Here is a 13,182-nt window from a genome sequence, read left to right on the forward strand (position 1 = left end):
GTGAACGCATCATGGAACTTCGGCTCATCGTCGCGCTTAGTTTGGCGAAAGGGTGGTCTGAGATGAGCGCGACCAGAGAGTTTTTTCAAAACTGGCTACAGGAGAATGTCGGCACACTTCCTGGTCGAGAGGAAGTCAGCGTCGCGGTGCTCGCTCAGCAATTCGAGCAAGATGCCGAGGTGGCTGGTTATGGGCGTGAAGTAAGGGAGGACGAACTCGGAAACATCGAAGATGCTATCGTGCAAGCGATCGAGAACGCCGGGTCCGGGGTGCAGAGCCCGAGCTCCGAAAAGAGCGATCCGGCACCTGTAATGGACGCGTTGGAGGTCGATGATGCCAAGAGCGGACCGTAGCCCCTGACACCTTCTTCTGTTCGCCTGAACAAGCCCCCCCGGGCTGCTTACGAGCTGAAAAACGGACCTTAGGTGCTTTCCCGTTAGTTCCATGCACCATTGAGGAACATTCCTGCCGCCACGGCGTTAGGAAAGTTCCTTCACACCCGGTGCGCCCGTGCTGACTGCTACCCTTCCAGGCGAATGGCTGACCCGGCATGATCAGGGTCACATCTCGCGGCGGGCCGCTCTTGCGGGTATTTGTTGCTGGCTATTGGGTGCTTCCGCAGAAGCCGCGCCACAGCCATCGCCGCTCGTGCGATTTGGCGTGCTGGGATTTGGCACCGCCGCCTGGGAAGTTGACGTCATGCGGCGACATGCGTTGGACACTGTGCACGGCGTATCAATCGAGGCTCAGCGGCTTGCCGGTACCGAAGCCGGTAAGACCGCATTGCTGGCGGGCAGCGTCGACGTCATCGTTTCGGACTGGGTGTGGGTCATGCGCCAGCGCAGCGAAGGCGCTGATCTGGTCTTCTATCCCTATTCTCGTGCCGTCGGCGCGCTGGAACTGCCGCAAGGCTCGCCCATTCGAACTCTTGCGGACCTCAAGGGCAAAAGGCTGGGGATCGCAGGTGGTCCGCTGGACAAAAGCTGGATCCTGTTGCGCGCGCTCGGCCTCCGTCAGGTGAAGCGCGATCTTGCTGAAGAGGTGGAGCCAGTGTTCGGCGCGCCGCCTTTGTTGGAGCAGGAATTTCTGGCGGGGCGACTGGATGCACTGCTGACGTTCTGGAATTTCGCCGCCCGTCTCGAGTCAGAGGGGGCAAGGCCTCTGCTCAGTGTCGCGCAAATCCTGCAGGGGCTTGGCGTATCCGTGGACTTGCCGATGCTCGGCTACGTCTTCCATGAAAGCTGGGCGCGGGCCAACCCGATAGCCCTCGCGCGATTCACGAGCGCGACCGCGGCAGCGAAGTCGCTGCTCGAGTCTTCGGACGACGAATGGCGGGTGCTCGCGCCCCAATTGGGCACGGACGATCCTCACCTACAGGCGGCGTTACGCGCCGCCTATCGAGCCGGAATCCCTCGTCGGTTCGGCAAAGCCGAACGTGATGGCGCGGCCCGGTTGTTTGCAATCCTGGCCGAATTGGGCGGCGAAGATCTGGTCGGCAAGGCGACGAGCCTCGATCCTGGTGTCTTCCGGGCCATACCGGCTTGAGCTCGCGCCAATGACCGATGTCCCAGCGTTCCCCATCACAATGCAGCGTTCGCAATCCACTGCGGCATTGCTGACCATGGTGCTCGTCTGGCAGATTGCATCATCGATCGCCGCCGATCGCCTGTTTCCTGGTCCGGTCCAGGTTGTTTCGGTTCTCCTGCACGAAGCGGTTCGGGGCGAGCTGCCATACCATTTGGGCATCTCGCTTGCGCGCGTCGTGGCAAGCCTCGGGTCGGCAATCGTCATTGGCGCGGCCCTTGGCTACGCGGCAGGCCGCTCGCACAGAGCCGACATATGGATGAGGCCTTGGATCGTGTTACTCCTCAACATGCCGGCGCTGATCACGGTCATTCTAATTTATATCTGGCTTGGTCTTGCCGAGACCGCGCTTGTCCTTGCGGTCGCGCTCAACAAGATCCCCAACGTCGTGGTGACTATTCGTGAAGGCGCCAGCCGGCTGGACAAGGACTTTGCCGAAATGGCTGAGCTCTATCGCTTCGGGCGTGCTGCAAAGCTGCAGCATGTCGTGCTGCCGCAATTGGCGCCGTTCTTTCTCGTCACCCTGCGCAGCGGGCTGGCACTAACGTGGAAGATCGTGTTGCTCGCCGAACTACTCGGCCGCTCCAACGGCGTCGGGTTCCAGCTACAGGTCTATTTTCAGAACTTCGACGTCACCCACATCCTTGCCTATGCGATCAGCTTCGGCGTTGTGATGCTTGCCATAGAGTATGGACTGCTTGTGCCGTTGGAACGTCGTCTGTTCGCCTGGCGACGCTGATGCTGAGGATCAGGATCGAGGACAAGACTTTCCCCGGTGACGACGGACAGCGCCGGACGATCTTTCGCGCGCTGTCGCTTGATATAGCCGACGGACAGGTCTGCGTCCTGACCGGCCCTTCCGGTGTCGGCAAGTCGACGCTGCTGTCGATCGTTTCGGGCGTCGACCGCGAATTTCGCGGCAGCGTGAGCGGACGACCGCTTCCGATAGGCATGCTGTTCCAGACACCGAGGCTGCTGCCCTGGCTCACCGCCTTGCGCAATGTAGAGATGGCCATCCCGGATCGCGCGCCCGATGCGGCCCGGTGGCTTGCCGCTGTCGGCCTGAAAGGCAATGAGAAGAGCTATCCGCAGCGACTCTCGGGCGGCATGGCGCGGCGCGTAGCGCTTGCCCGGGCGCTCGCCGTGGAGCCTGCGCTCCTGCTCCTCGACGAGCCATTCGCTTCACTCGACGAGGCGACCGCGCAAGCCATGCGCCGCCTGCTGCAGGATTGTTTCGCCAGTCGGCGGACTACCACGCTGCTGGTTACGCATGATCTCGCCTATGCCTCGTCGCTGGGTGATCGGGTTATTGTTCTGGAGGGATCGCCGGCGCGCATCGTGCGCGATGTCGCAATCTCTGGTGGCCATGAAGCGGGATCGTCGCGCTTTGGGCTGGGGGCGACACAATGAGACTGTTGCTGGGCCTTCTCTTTCTTTTGCTGATCACCGGCCCTGGCGCCACCGAGCAACAGACGATGGTGATCGGGTATATCGGCCAGGAGCGCAAACCGGCTCTGCCCCTTGGACCCCTTGATGAAACCGTCACCGACGACGGCCTGCAAGGCGCACGGCTCGGCATTGCCGACGACGAAAGCACCGGCCGGTTTCTTGGGCAGAAATTTCGGCTGGAGGAAAGGATATTGAAACCAACCGAAACGCCGGACGACGCGGTAAGACAATTCGCCGATGCCGGCATCGCCTTTGTCATCGCCGATCTCGACGCCCGTCAGCTTCTACAGGCCAGTGCCGCGCCCGGTGCCGAGCAGATGACGTTGTTCAACAGCCGGGCGCCGGACGACGAGCTTCGCCAGCAGGACTGCCGTCGGAACGTGCTGCACACGATCCCGAGCCGCGCCATGCTCGCCGACGGGCTGGCGCAATATCTCGCCTGGAAGCGCTGGCAGCGTTGGTTCCTGCTTGTGGGGCCGCATTCGCAGGATCAGGCGATGGCTGCGGCCTTTCGACGGGCGGCGGCTCGCTTCGGAGCCGAGATCACGATCGACCAGCCGTGGACATTCAGGCCCGCCAACGGACGTGCCGATACAGGGCATGTCACGCTGCAGACCGAAATACCGGCGGTCACGCAGGTCAGCGACTATGATGTGCTCGTGGTCGCCGACGAGGCGGATGAATTCGGCGCCTATCTGGAGGGCCGCACTGCGCTGCCGAGAATCGTCGCCGGCACGCAAGGGCTTGTCGCCATAGGCTGGAGCGCTGTCAGCGAGGAATGGGGCGCCACGCAACTGCAGGACCGTTTCCACAGGCAGGCAGGGCGCTGGATGTTGCCCAGCGACTACGCGGCCTGGCTCGCTGTGCGCAGTATCGGCGAAGCGGCGACGCGCCTGCACAGTCTCGATCCCGCGGCAATCGGCAGATATATACGCGGCGACGCGTTTCTTCTCGCTGGCTTCAAGGGGCAGGGGCTTAGTTTCCGTCCTTGGGACGGACAGATGCGCCAGCCCATTTTGATCGCCGGGCCTCGCCTCTTGATTTCCAGCTCACCGCAACCGGGTTTCCTGCATCAGCGCACGCCGCTCGACACGCTGGGCATCGACCTGGAGGAGAGCACATGCAAGTTCTGATGACGCTGTTGTTGGCGGCGTTCGCTCTTGCTGCTCCCGCCGCCGCCGAGACCATCTACGTTTCCAATGAGCAGGATAATACCGTCGCGGTCGTCGACGGCGTGACAATGACTTTGCTGGCGACGATCGATGTCGGCCGCCGTCCGCGCGGGCTGGCACTGTCGATCGACAACAAGATGCTGTTCGTCGCGGAAGGCGACGACAACCGCATCGACGTGGTCGACGTCGCGAAGCGGCGGGTCGTCGGGGAATTGCCTTCGGGAGCCGATCCGGAATTCTTCGCAGTCCATCCCGATGGCAAGCGGCTGTTCGTCGCCAACGAGAATGACAATCTGGTGTCGGTGGTGGACATCGCCGCGGCCAAGGTCATCGGCACCGTGGATGTCGGCGTCGAACCGGAAGGAATGGCGGCCAGCGCCGACGGCCGCTATGTCGCCTGCACTTCGGAGACCACCAGCATGGTGCATCTGATCGACGCAGGCACGCTTGAACTCGTCGACAATCTGCTGGTCGATACCCGGCCGCGCGCGGCTTTATTCTCGCCGGACGGTAAGCAATTCTGGGTGTCCTCGGAGATCCGGGGCACCGTCACCGTCTTCGACACGGCAACGCGCGCGCAGACCGGCAAAGTCGAGTTCGAGGTGCCGGGTATACGACGCGAGGGCGTGCAGGCGGTCGGCATGGCGACGTCCCGCGATGGCACGACCGTCTATGTGGCGCTCGGCCCCGCCAACAGGATTGCGGAAGTCGATGTGAAAACGCTGGCGGTCCGTCGGCTCTACCTTGTTGGTCAACGACCCTGGCACGTTGCGCTCTCCGGCGACCAGAAGCGCCTGGTCACCGCAAACGGGAATTCCGGCGATATCTCGTTTATCGATCTGGAAAACCAGGAGGTGGTGAAATCGCTGCCGGTGGGGCGGGGGCCGTGGGGCGTCGTGATCGGGCCATGAACGCCTTGTCGGTCGAGAATCTGGGCCATAGTTTCGGGAACCGGCGGGTTCTCGACGGCGTCTCTTTCTCTGTGGCCCAAGGCAGGATGTGCATCTTGCTAGGCCGCAACGGCGCCGGCAAGACGACGTTGTTCTCGCTCATCACCGGTCTTTATCACGCCCGCTCCGGCTCGGTGCATGTCTTCGACCAGGCGATGGATGTCAACCCGTCCGCCGCGTTGGCGCAGATGGGCGTCGTCTTCCAGTTGCCGACCCTCGATCTCGATCTGACGGCCGGCGAGAACCTGCGTTACCACGCGGCCTTGCATGGCCTTAGCCAGGCCTTGAGCAAGGAGCGCTCCATCCACGAACTCGGCCGGCTGGACGTGCTGGACAGGATCGACGATCCTGCCCGAGCGCTTTCCGGGGGACAGCGTCGCCGTGTCGAGATAGCACGCGCTCTGATGCATAGCCCACGCCTTTTGCTGCTGGATGAGCCGACCACCGGGCTCGACGTGCCGGGCCGCCGCGCGCTCGAGCGGCACGTGCGGGAGCTTTGCCGCGAGCGCGGCATTGCCGTCCTGTGGGCAACACATTTTCTGGAAGAACTGAAGGCGGATGACGATGTGGTGGTGCTGCATCGAGGCACAATCCGGTGGGCCGGCCGCGCCGATCGGCTGGCTGCCGATCTCGCTGTAGCGAGCACGGGCGAGGCCTTCGCGTCGCTGACGGAGTCCGAATGAAAACGTCTCACGCGGTGCGCGCGCTCAATGGCATCCTGCGCAGGGAGATGCTGCGCACGTTGCGGCAACGCGGCCGGCTGCTCTCGGCGTTGGTACGGCCGCTGGTCTGGCTGGCAATCTTTGCCGCTGGCTTCCGCTCCGTTCTCGGTCTGTCGATCACGCCACCCTACCAGACCTATGTTCTCTATGACGTATATGTGGTGCCTGGGCTAGCGGCCATGATGCTGCTCTTCCATGCCATGGCGAGTTCGCTGGCCATGGTTTACGATCGCGAGATGGGCAGCATGCGCCTGTTGTTGACCGCACCATTGCCGCGCTGGTACCTGCTTGCGGCGCGCCTGCTGGCCAGCGTGATCGTCGGCGTGCCGCTGGTCTATTTGTTTCTGTTGATCGCGCGTTTCTGGGATGTGCGGCCGCCCGTTCTCGGCTACGTCGCGGTATTTCCGGCGCTCGTGCTGGCGGGCCTCATGCTTGGCGCGTTCGGACTGCTTGTCTCCTCGGTTTCGACACAGATGGAGAACTTTGCCGGTGTCATGAATTTCGTCATCTTTCCGGTGTTCTTTGCCTCGACGGCGCTCTATCCGCTGTGGCGGCTTGCCGAGGCGGGACCGGTGCTGGCAACAATCGCCGCCTGGAACCCGTTCAGCTCGGCGGTCGAGCTGATACGCTTCGCGCTCTATCTGCGGTTCGATCCTGTCGCGGCGGTTGTGGTCCTTGGCTGCCTCATCGCCTTCTTCCTCGCGGCGGTCATCGGCTATGACCCCGGCCGCGGCTTGTGGTCCCGGCGCGGCGGCGAGGGATGAATTACTTCAACGCGTAGAGATAAGCGGCGATGTCCCGCGCCTGTTGCTCGGTGATCCTCGTCGACGGCATGGCCGTGTGCCGATTGACTTCCCTCGCCGAGCGTATCCAGCGGACCATGTTCTCCGGATTGTTTGCCAGCAGGCCACCGATAAAGACCCTGTCGGCAAGGCCACCGTCCAGGCGGGGTCCGACCTGGCCTTGCGCACCCGGCACGCCGGGTATCGTATGGCAGCCGGAGCAGCCATTCGCCGTCATGATTGGAATGGCGCGAGCGCCTACGCCCCCGGTCGCTGCATCCGACTCGTGCCGGACGCGCTCGCGCCGGTCGGACCACAAAGTCGCGGCTGCGACAGCCGCGGTCAGCAGCAGGATTGCGGCAAGGGCGCCCCCGATCAGCCTAACCAGGTCGGAACGCATGTGTTGCCTCCCTGGTTGCGCTGCTGCTTATCCAGAGGCCGGCGAGCAGCAAGGCGGCGCCGCCATAGATCAAGCCGGCCGGAACCCACATTACCAATCCGGCGAGCTGCTGGTCCTCGATCGCGGTCAGTCCCCACAATGCCGCGCCGGCGCCATTCTCCGGATACCAGAGTTTGGGCGACATCAGCAGCAGGACACCGAGCAGGCCGGTATGAAGCGAGGTGAAGAAAAGATGCATGACGGAGTTGCCATAGGTCTGCTGCCGACCGGGGCGCGGTAGGAGCGCCCACCAGAACAGCAAGGCTGTGCCGAGGAAGCTCGCATGCTGGGCATAATGAAGAAAGCCCTGCTGGAGCGCTGCCTGGAACAACGCCGGAATGTGCCAGATCCAGATGGCGACGCCGTGAATGATCGTCGCGTTGAGGGGGCGGATCACCAGGGCCCAAACCGATTGCAGCGTCTTTGCGCGCGTGAGCTTGCCCGTTCCGCGGCGAAGTGCGGCCGGCAAGGACCAGAGCAGGACTGCGCCTGGGCAAGCGGCGACAAGGAGGGGCGCCGCCACCGCCATCAGCAGTTCATGCTCGATCATATGGGCGGCAAACACCCGCTCGCCGAGCGCATGGATGGGGCTGACCAGTGCTGCCGTCAGCACGCCCCAACCGGCGGCGAAAAACAACGCCTGCCGCATCCGCTCGGGACGGCCTCGGCTGCTGCGGCGCCACAACCGAGTCGCTCCGATGGTATAAAGGAAGGCAATCGCGGCCAGCGGAAACGTGATGGGAAATGCGAGCGTCCATCCGGCCTCGGGCGCGCCGGCGCCGTAGCAGATCGAGGTCGAGAAGAACGCGTCGAAGCTCATCGCAGGCACTCGTCGAGAATGAGAGCCGCGCTGCCTTGCATGATGATGACGAGGGCAAACAGCAATGCCGCAAGCATGCCGAGATCGGCGACGAACTGCTCGGTGCTGCGCGTGCGCTCAGGCTTGAAGGCGGCGCCGCCCTGCCGCTTCGCCCGCCATGACAAGGCACCGCCGAGCAGCGAAAGCACGGCGAGCACCAGTGCCACGGGAAGCACCACCGGCACCTGGCGGTTGCACTGCCATGGTACGAGTGCGTAGTTCAGCTGCGTCGAGATTGCCCAAGCCATCGGCCCCGACAGAAGACCACCCCAGGACGTTCCCATTTTCAACGCACGCATCAGCCTAGCCTCGGCATCCAGTAGATGAGCAGATAGATCGGGATCCAGGTCAGCACCACGAAATCCCAATAGAAGACATTATCGCCGACATCGCCGAAGCGCCGGCCGCTGTAGCCATGGCGTGTGAACATCAGCACCGTCAAAACGATGGTGTCGCCGACATCGGTGATCAGGTGTGTGGTGTGCAGCCCGAGCAGCACCCAGAGCATCGAGCCATAGGCGTTCGTGTCCCAGTAGATGTTCAGCGCAGGGAATTCGAACCAGCGCACGACAAGCGGGGCCAGACCGAGCAGCGACATCACCACCAGCCCGATCCGGACCGGTACGATCGCGCATTGCTTGGCATGGCCGTGGAGGATGTGATTCGGCACCACGCTGATAATGAACAGGATGGTGACGATCGTTCCGGGCCAATGGTTGGGGTGCGGGGCGCTTAGACGCCAGTTGGGCCACAAAGTGGCGAGATAGAGATAAGCGCCGGCGGCCAACGCAAAGCCCATGCCTTCCAGCGCCATGAAGCCGAGCGTTCCCCACCAAGTCGGGCTGCGCGGACCATGTCCAAAGGTTGGGAGGTCCGAAAGATCCAAGCTGGGACGCTCACTCATCCCTCATCCTCCGGGTCGTCCTTGGGCCAGAACCAGCCGATCAAGGTGATGGCGATCGGCGCGGCGCCCCAGACGATCGCCCAGGGCGTGAAGATCGAATAGACAAACGTACCGCCGACGGCGATTGCCGCCAGCAGCGGCCAGATCGACGGTGTCGCCGATTTCTCGCGAATGTCGGGGTGGGCTTCCGCCACGGTTGAGATCAATAGCTCACGGACATCGACGCGGAGTCCGGTCGCCACAGGCATCGCCTCCCGTTCGGCCCAGAGCGGCTCGACATGTGTGACAATCGGTATCCGCGCGAAATTATAGCTTGGCGGCGGCGAAGACGTCGCCCATTCGAGCGTACCGGCATCCCAGGGATTGTTTCCGGCCAGCGCGCCCTTCAACGCGCCGTGTACAAGATTGAAAGTGAACAGTACGAAGCTGAGGAAAAAGAGCACCGCGCCAGCGCTGATGAACAGGTTGATGTTGCCCCAGCCAAGCTCGGCCGGATAGGTGTAGACCCTTCGTGGCATGCCCCAGAGCCCGACGAGATGCATTGGAAAAAAAGCCGCGTTGAAGCCGATGAAAGCCAGCCAGAAATGCCAGCGCCCGAGACGCTCGCTCATCATGCGGCCGCTGATCTTGGGGAACCAGAAATAGGCCGCGCCCAGCAGCGGGAAGACCGAACCGCCGATCAGCACGTAATGGAAATGGGCGACGACGAAATAAGTGTCGTGCACCTGGAGGTCCAGCGGCACCGAAGCGAGCATGACGCCGGTGAGGCCGCCGATGACGAAGATGAAAAAGAAGCCGAACACGAACAGCAGCGGCGTGCGGATCACCGGCCTGCCGTCCCACAAGGTCGCCAGCCAGCAGAAGATCTGAACGCCATTGGGGATGGCGATCAGCATGCTCGACGCGGTGAAGAAGCTGGCGCCGAGCTTGGGTAGCCCCGTCGCGAACATGTGATGGACCCAGAGGCCGAACGAAAGGAAACCGACGGCGATCAGCGACAAGACCAGCCCGAGATGCCCGAACACGGGACGCCGGGCGAAGACCGGGATGATCGCGGAGACCATGCCCGTCGCCGGCAGGAAGATGATGTAGACCTCGGGATGGCCAAAGAACCAGAACAGATGCTGGAAGAGCAGTGCGTCGCCGCCCTCGGCGGGGTTGAAGATATGTGTGCCGACCAGCCGGTCGAGGATCAGGAAGGTCGAGGTGATCATCACCGCGGGCATGGCGAAGACGACGACGAAGGAGGTAACCAGCATTGCCCAGACGTAGAGCGGAATCCTGTCCAGCGACATGCCGGGGGCTCGCTGCTTGAACACGGTGACGATGGTTGCCACCGCGACCGCCAGCGAGGATACTTCTGTATAAGTGATCATCTGGGCCCAGACGTCGGCCCGCTTGCCCGGCGCGAATTCGGGGCCTGACAGCGGCACATAAGCAAACCAGCCGACGTCGGGCGCCATGTTGAGCGCGAAAGACACCCAGGCAAATATACCGCCCGAAACATAGATCCAGTAGCTGAACGCGTTCAGGCGGGGAAAGGCGATGTTGCGGCTGCCGACCATCAGCGGGACGAGATAGATGCCTGTCGCCTGCACGATGGGCACGGCGAACAGGAACATCATGGTCACACCATGCATCGTGAACAGCTGGTTGTAGAGGTCCGGGCCGATCAGACCGCGCTGCGGCCCTGAGAGCTGGATGCGCATGGCGACAGCGTTGAGCCCGCCCAGGCACAGAAACACGAAGGCGGTGATCAGATAGCGCCGTGCGACGACCTTGTGGTCGACGCTCGACAGCGCGCCGATGATGCCGGGGGGCGTGCGCCATGTCCGCGCCAGCCAGCGATCCAGGCTGGCATCGTCCATGCCGGTGTCGCGCGGTCCGTCATGCTCGGGTGCGACGTCGCCCTCGGTAGAGGTTTCACGCGCCGGCGGCAGGTCGCGTTCGCTTGTGAGGTCCGCGCTGCTCATTTAAGCGCCTCGAGATAGGCGACCATGGCGTTGAGTTCGTCGCCGCTGAGCTCCACCACCGGCATGTGGGATCCGGGCTTGATGCCCTGCGGGTCGGCTATCCAGGCGGCGAGATTGCCGCGGCTCATCGTCAATGTCCCGGCGGCAAGCGTCTGCCGGCTGGCTATATGGGTGAGGTCGGGGGCGACCGTACCTCCGGCAGGCGTGCCGCCTATTCTGTGACACATCACGCAAGGGCGCTTCAGAAACAGATCCTGGCCGGCCTTGGCCTCGTCCCCCGTCGGAGTAGCGGCCGGCTGCAACTGGTCGTTCCACCAGGCGTCGAACTTCGCACGCGGCTCGGCGATGATGAAGGTGCCCATGTTTGCGTGCTGCGCCCCGCAGAACTCGGCGCATTGACCTCGGTAAACACCAGGCTTGTCTGCCTTGAGGTCGAGCACGTTCATGTGGCCGGGAATGAGGTCGAGCTTGCCCGAAAGGCTCGGGATCCAGAAGGAATGGATCACATCGGTCGAGGTCAGAAGAAGCCGCACCGGCTCCCCGGCGGGGATATGGATCTCGTTCGCCGTGGTCAGGATGCGGCTTGGCGTGGCATCCTCATAGCGCACCTCCCACCACCATTGATGGCCGGTGACCCGAATGGTCAGTGCGGCATCCGAGCCGATCGCGGCGAGCGTCCTGTTGGCGAAGAAGCTCAGCAAGGTCAGTCCGATCAGGACAATGGCGGTCAACCCGACGGCGGTCATCACCGCGCGCAGCTTCCGGTCGTCGGCGCCGGCCTTGATCGCGAGCGGCTCCGCCTGCGCGCGCGACCGCATCATCAAGGGCACGACGAGGGCGATCATCACCAGCACCCACACCACGGCGCAGAGCGCGGTGAAGAACCAGATCAGCCATGCCAGTTCGCTCGCCGCGGGACCTTTCGGGTCGAGGGCGGATTGCCAGCCCGCGCATCCCTGGAGCAACAGAGCCCCGGCGGTGGCGAACGCCATCGAGACGAGACGTTTCACGGCGACTTCCCCAGCGTGGCCGCGTCGGGCATGCGGTTTTCCGAAGGATGCGCCATCATGTCGTCATTGCGTTGCGGCGCGGCGGAAGACGGCGCGTTGCCGCTCAGCGAGCGCACGAAAGCCGCAAGCTCCCAGATCTGGTCGTCGGGAATTTTGTCGCGGAAGCTCGGCATGCCGTTTGGCCGACCGTCGCGGATCGTGGCATGGATGCTTTCGATCGAGCTGCCATAGAGCCACTTCTGGTCCATCAGGGCCGGCCCCATGCCGCCGCCGCCATTGGCGTGGCATCCCGAACAGTTGAACCAGCCGAAAAGCCGTTTCCCTTCGCTCATGTGGAAGGCGTTGGCCTCGAAGCTCGCCGCCTTGTTGTCGCTGGCGGGGGGCCGCTGTCCGCCGGGCTCCAGCGTGGTCACAGGCGTCGGCTGCTCGCCCGATCCGAGCGCCGATTGCGGGCGCGTGTCACGTTCCTCGCGCTGGCAGGCAGCGAGCGCCAGGACTGGAAACAGGAGCATGGCCACAACGGCTCTCATCGCACCGGGCTCCCCGGGGCATCGAGGCGCGGCACGCCATACTGTGACAGCAAGGCATCTATCTCGACCTTGTGCCTGGACAGGGCGCCATTGACATCGCCGCGCAGCGCATCGTCTTCGCGGCGGACGCCCATCGAGATGTCGTAGATCATCGGCAGTTGCGGTCCGTCGATGCGGGGCGCAACCGGCGTGATGCGGAGCGGCACCTTCTGCCTGGCGGCGAAGTAGCCGGCGAGGGGGCCCCAGACCACGGCAAGGTCGATCTCGCCACTCGCCACCGCTTCGACGATGCGCGCCGGCGGGTTGGGGGCGGAATAATCGCCATAGACCGGATAGCCAACGAGGTGCCCGACGATACCGCGGCGGCCAAGCGCCTGGACCGGAGGCGAATTGGCGCCATCGTCGCCGATGAGCTGAACACCGATCCGCATGTCGCGCAGCCGCGGATCATTGAACGATGCTACGTCGGGGCCGTCCCTGCGGGTGACGAAGACATAAGACGATCGGTAGTAGGGCGTGGTGGTGCGCAGCATTTCGAGGTTGCTCGGCGTGCCCGGCACGAGATCGCATAGACCGGCCTTCAGCGTGTTTCGGATGAAGCCGCGGCGCTGCGCCCACCAGGTATAGGTCAGCTTCGCGCCGAGATCGGACGCAACGATTTCGGCGATCCTGTTCTCGAAGCCCTGACCGGCCGCGTTGGAGAACGGCATGTTGTTCGGATCGGCGCAGACCCTCAGCTCACGTGCGTCGGCTGTGGCCGTCAAGAACACGAAGGCGATGGCGGCCATGCCGATCACCAGCCGTTGAC

The 13,182-nt window shown here is 63.6% G+C and carries 16 protein-coding genes; 8 read left to right on the forward strand and 8 right to left on the reverse strand.

Annotation, left to right across the window (positions count from 1 at the left end):
• Nucleotides 1-11: 11 nt before the first annotated feature.
• From X726_RS163860 to X726_RS163825, 8 genes are all read left to right on the forward strand, one after another.
• On the forward strand, nt 12-353 hold the full coding sequence (locus X726_RS163860) for a DUF768 domain-containing protein (RefSeq protein WP_023667997.1): 342 nt from the start codon (nt 12-14) through the stop codon (nt 351-353).
• A gap of 157 nt (nt 354-510) precedes the next feature.
• Nucleotides 511-1,545: an ABC transporter substrate-binding protein gene (locus X726_RS163855; RefSeq protein WP_031214592.1), complete on the forward strand. Its 1,035-nt coding sequence runs from the start codon at nt 511-513 to the stop codon at nt 1,543-1,545.
• Between the two features lie 10 nt (nt 1,546-1,555).
• Entirely contained in the window at nt 1,556-2,323 is a 768-nt protein-coding gene (locus X726_RS163850) for an ABC transporter permease subunit (protein WP_023667999.1), read from the forward strand.
• The gene (locus X726_RS163845) at nt 2,323-2,994 is read left to right on the forward strand and encodes an ATP-binding cassette domain-containing protein (RefSeq protein WP_023668000.1); all 672 of its coding nucleotides are present in this window, start codon (nt 2,323-2,325) and stop codon (nt 2,992-2,994) included. Before X726_RS163850 ends, X726_RS163845 begins: the two co-directional genes overlap by 1 nt.
• On the forward strand, nt 2,991-4,166 hold the full coding sequence (locus tag X726_RS163840) for an ABC transporter substrate-binding protein (protein ID WP_023668001.1): 1,176 nt from the start codon (nt 2,991-2,993) through the stop codon (nt 4,164-4,166). Before X726_RS163845 ends, X726_RS163840 begins: the two co-directional genes overlap by 4 nt.
• On the forward strand, nt 4,154-5,116 hold the full coding sequence (locus X726_RS163835; RefSeq protein WP_031203155.1) for a PQQ-dependent catabolism-associated beta-propeller protein: 963 nt from the start codon (nt 4,154-4,156) through the stop codon (nt 5,114-5,116). Before X726_RS163840 ends, X726_RS163835 begins: the two co-directional genes overlap by 13 nt.
• Nucleotides 5,113-5,838: an ABC transporter ATP-binding protein gene (locus tag X726_RS163830; RefSeq protein ID WP_023668003.1), complete on the forward strand. Its 726-nt coding sequence runs from the start codon at nt 5,113-5,115 to the stop codon at nt 5,836-5,838. The genes X726_RS163835 and X726_RS163830 overlap by 4 nt, the downstream gene beginning before the upstream one ends.
• Nucleotides 5,835-6,641, forward strand: coding sequence for an ABC transporter permease (locus X726_RS163825; RefSeq protein ID WP_023668004.1), 807 nt, complete (start codon nt 5,835-5,837; stop codon nt 6,639-6,641). The genes X726_RS163830 and X726_RS163825 overlap by 4 nt, the downstream gene beginning before the upstream one ends.
• 1 nt (nt 6,642) lies before the next feature.
• On the opposite strand, the gene X726_RS163820 is transcribed toward X726_RS163825, so the two are convergent.
• Genes X726_RS163820 through X726_RS163785 form a run of 8 tightly spaced genes read right to left on the reverse strand, consistent with a single transcriptional unit; the run spans nt 6,643 to nt 13,162 of the window.
• Nucleotides 6,643-7,059: a c-type cytochrome gene (locus X726_RS163820; protein ID WP_023668005.1), complete on the reverse strand. Its 417-nt coding sequence runs from the start codon at nt 7,057-7,059 to the stop codon at nt 6,643-6,645.
• The gene (locus X726_RS163815) at nt 7,040-7,918 is read right to left on the reverse strand and encodes a cytochrome c oxidase assembly protein (protein ID WP_023668006.1); all 879 of its coding nucleotides are present in this window, start codon (nt 7,916-7,918) and stop codon (nt 7,040-7,042) included. The genes X726_RS163820 and X726_RS163815 overlap by 20 nt, the downstream gene beginning before the upstream one ends.
• Nucleotides 7,915-8,256 carry a hypothetical protein gene (locus X726_RS163810; protein ID WP_023681115.1) on the reverse strand — a complete coding sequence of 114 codons (342 nt, stop codon included), beginning with the start codon at nt 8,254-8,256 and terminating at the stop codon, nt 7,915-7,917. Before X726_RS163810 ends, X726_RS163815 begins: the two co-directional genes overlap by 4 nt.
• Complete coding sequence (locus tag X726_RS163805) at nt 8,256-8,861, reverse strand: cytochrome c oxidase subunit III (RefSeq protein WP_023681116.1); 606 nt, start codon at nt 8,859-8,861, stop codon at nt 8,256-8,258. Before X726_RS163805 ends, X726_RS163810 begins: the two co-directional genes overlap by 1 nt.
• Complete coding sequence (gene ctaD, locus X726_RS163800; RefSeq protein ID WP_023668009.1) at nt 8,858-10,834, reverse strand: cytochrome c oxidase subunit I; 1,977 nt, start codon at nt 10,832-10,834, stop codon at nt 8,858-8,860. Before ctaD ends, X726_RS163805 begins: the two co-directional genes overlap by 4 nt.
• The gene (gene coxB, locus X726_RS163795; protein WP_023668010.1) at nt 10,831-11,844 is read right to left on the reverse strand and encodes a cytochrome c oxidase subunit II; all 1,014 of its coding nucleotides are present in this window, start codon (nt 11,842-11,844) and stop codon (nt 10,831-10,833) included. Before coxB ends, ctaD begins: the two co-directional genes overlap by 4 nt.
• A complete protein-coding gene (locus X726_RS163790; protein ID WP_023668011.1) occupies nt 11,841-12,374 on the reverse strand; it encodes a c-type cytochrome in 534 nt (177 codons plus the stop codon). The genes coxB and X726_RS163790 overlap by 4 nt, the downstream gene beginning before the upstream one ends.
• Entirely contained in the window at nt 12,371-13,162 is a 792-nt protein-coding gene (locus X726_RS163785; RefSeq protein WP_023668012.1) for a substrate-binding domain-containing protein, read from the reverse strand. The genes X726_RS163790 and X726_RS163785 overlap by 4 nt, the downstream gene beginning before the upstream one ends.
• Nucleotides 13,163-13,182: the final 20 nt, after the last annotated feature.

The organism is Mesorhizobium sp. LSJC285A00, assembly GCF_000503155.1.
In the GTDB taxonomy this organism is placed as follows: domain Bacteria; phylum Pseudomonadota; class Alphaproteobacteria; order Rhizobiales; family Rhizobiaceae; genus Mesorhizobium.

What these genes read in the sequence shown, in the direction of transcription:
- X726_RS163860 (WP_023667997.1), top strand. Translation starts at nt 12, where the DNA reads ATGGAACTTCGGCTCATCGTCGCGCTTAGTTTGGCGAAAGGGTGGTCT.
- X726_RS163850 (WP_023667999.1), top strand. Translation starts at nt 1,556, where the DNA reads ATGACCGATGTCCCAGCGTTCCCCATCACAATGCAGCGTTCGCAATCC.
- X726_RS163845 (WP_023668000.1), top strand. Translation starts at nt 2,323, where the DNA reads ATGCTGAGGATCAGGATCGAGGACAAGACTTTCCCCGGTGACGACGGA.
- X726_RS163840 (WP_023668001.1), top strand. Translation starts at nt 2,991, where the DNA reads ATGAGACTGTTGCTGGGCCTTCTCTTTCTTTTGCTGATCACCGGCCCT.
- X726_RS163835 (WP_031203155.1), top strand. Translation starts at nt 4,154, where the DNA reads ATGCAAGTTCTGATGACGCTGTTGTTGGCGGCGTTCGCTCTTGCTGCT.
- X726_RS163830 (WP_023668003.1), top strand. Translation starts at nt 5,113, where the DNA reads ATGAACGCCTTGTCGGTCGAGAATCTGGGCCATAGTTTCGGGAACCGG.
- X726_RS163825 (WP_023668004.1), top strand. Translation starts at nt 5,835, where the DNA reads ATGAAAACGTCTCACGCGGTGCGCGCGCTCAATGGCATCCTGCGCAGG.
- X726_RS163820 (WP_023668005.1), bottom strand. Translation starts at nt 7,059, where the DNA reads ATGCGTTCCGACCTGGTTAGGCTGATCGGGGGCGCCCTTGCCGCAATC.
- X726_RS163815 (WP_023668006.1), bottom strand. Translation starts at nt 7,918, where the DNA reads ATGAGCTTCGACGCGTTCTTCTCGACCTCGATCTGCTACGGCGCCGGC.
- X726_RS163810 (WP_023681115.1), bottom strand. Translation starts at nt 8,256, where the DNA reads ATGCGTGCGTTGAAAATGGGAACGTCCTGGGGTGGTCTTCTGTCGGGG.
- X726_RS163805 (WP_023681116.1), bottom strand. Translation starts at nt 8,861, where the DNA reads ATGAGTGAGCGTCCCAGCTTGGATCTTTCGGACCTCCCAACCTTTGGA.
- ctaD (WP_023668009.1), bottom strand. Translation starts at nt 10,834, where the DNA reads ATGAGCAGCGCGGACCTCACAAGCGAACGCGACCTGCCGCCGGCGCGT.
- X726_RS163790 (WP_023668011.1), bottom strand. Translation starts at nt 12,374, where the DNA reads ATGAGAGCCGTTGTGGCCATGCTCCTGTTTCCAGTCCTGGCGCTCGCT.
- X726_RS163785 (WP_023668012.1), bottom strand. Translation starts at nt 13,162, where the DNA reads ATGGCCGCCATCGCCTTCGTGTTCTTGACGGCCACAGCCGACGCACGT.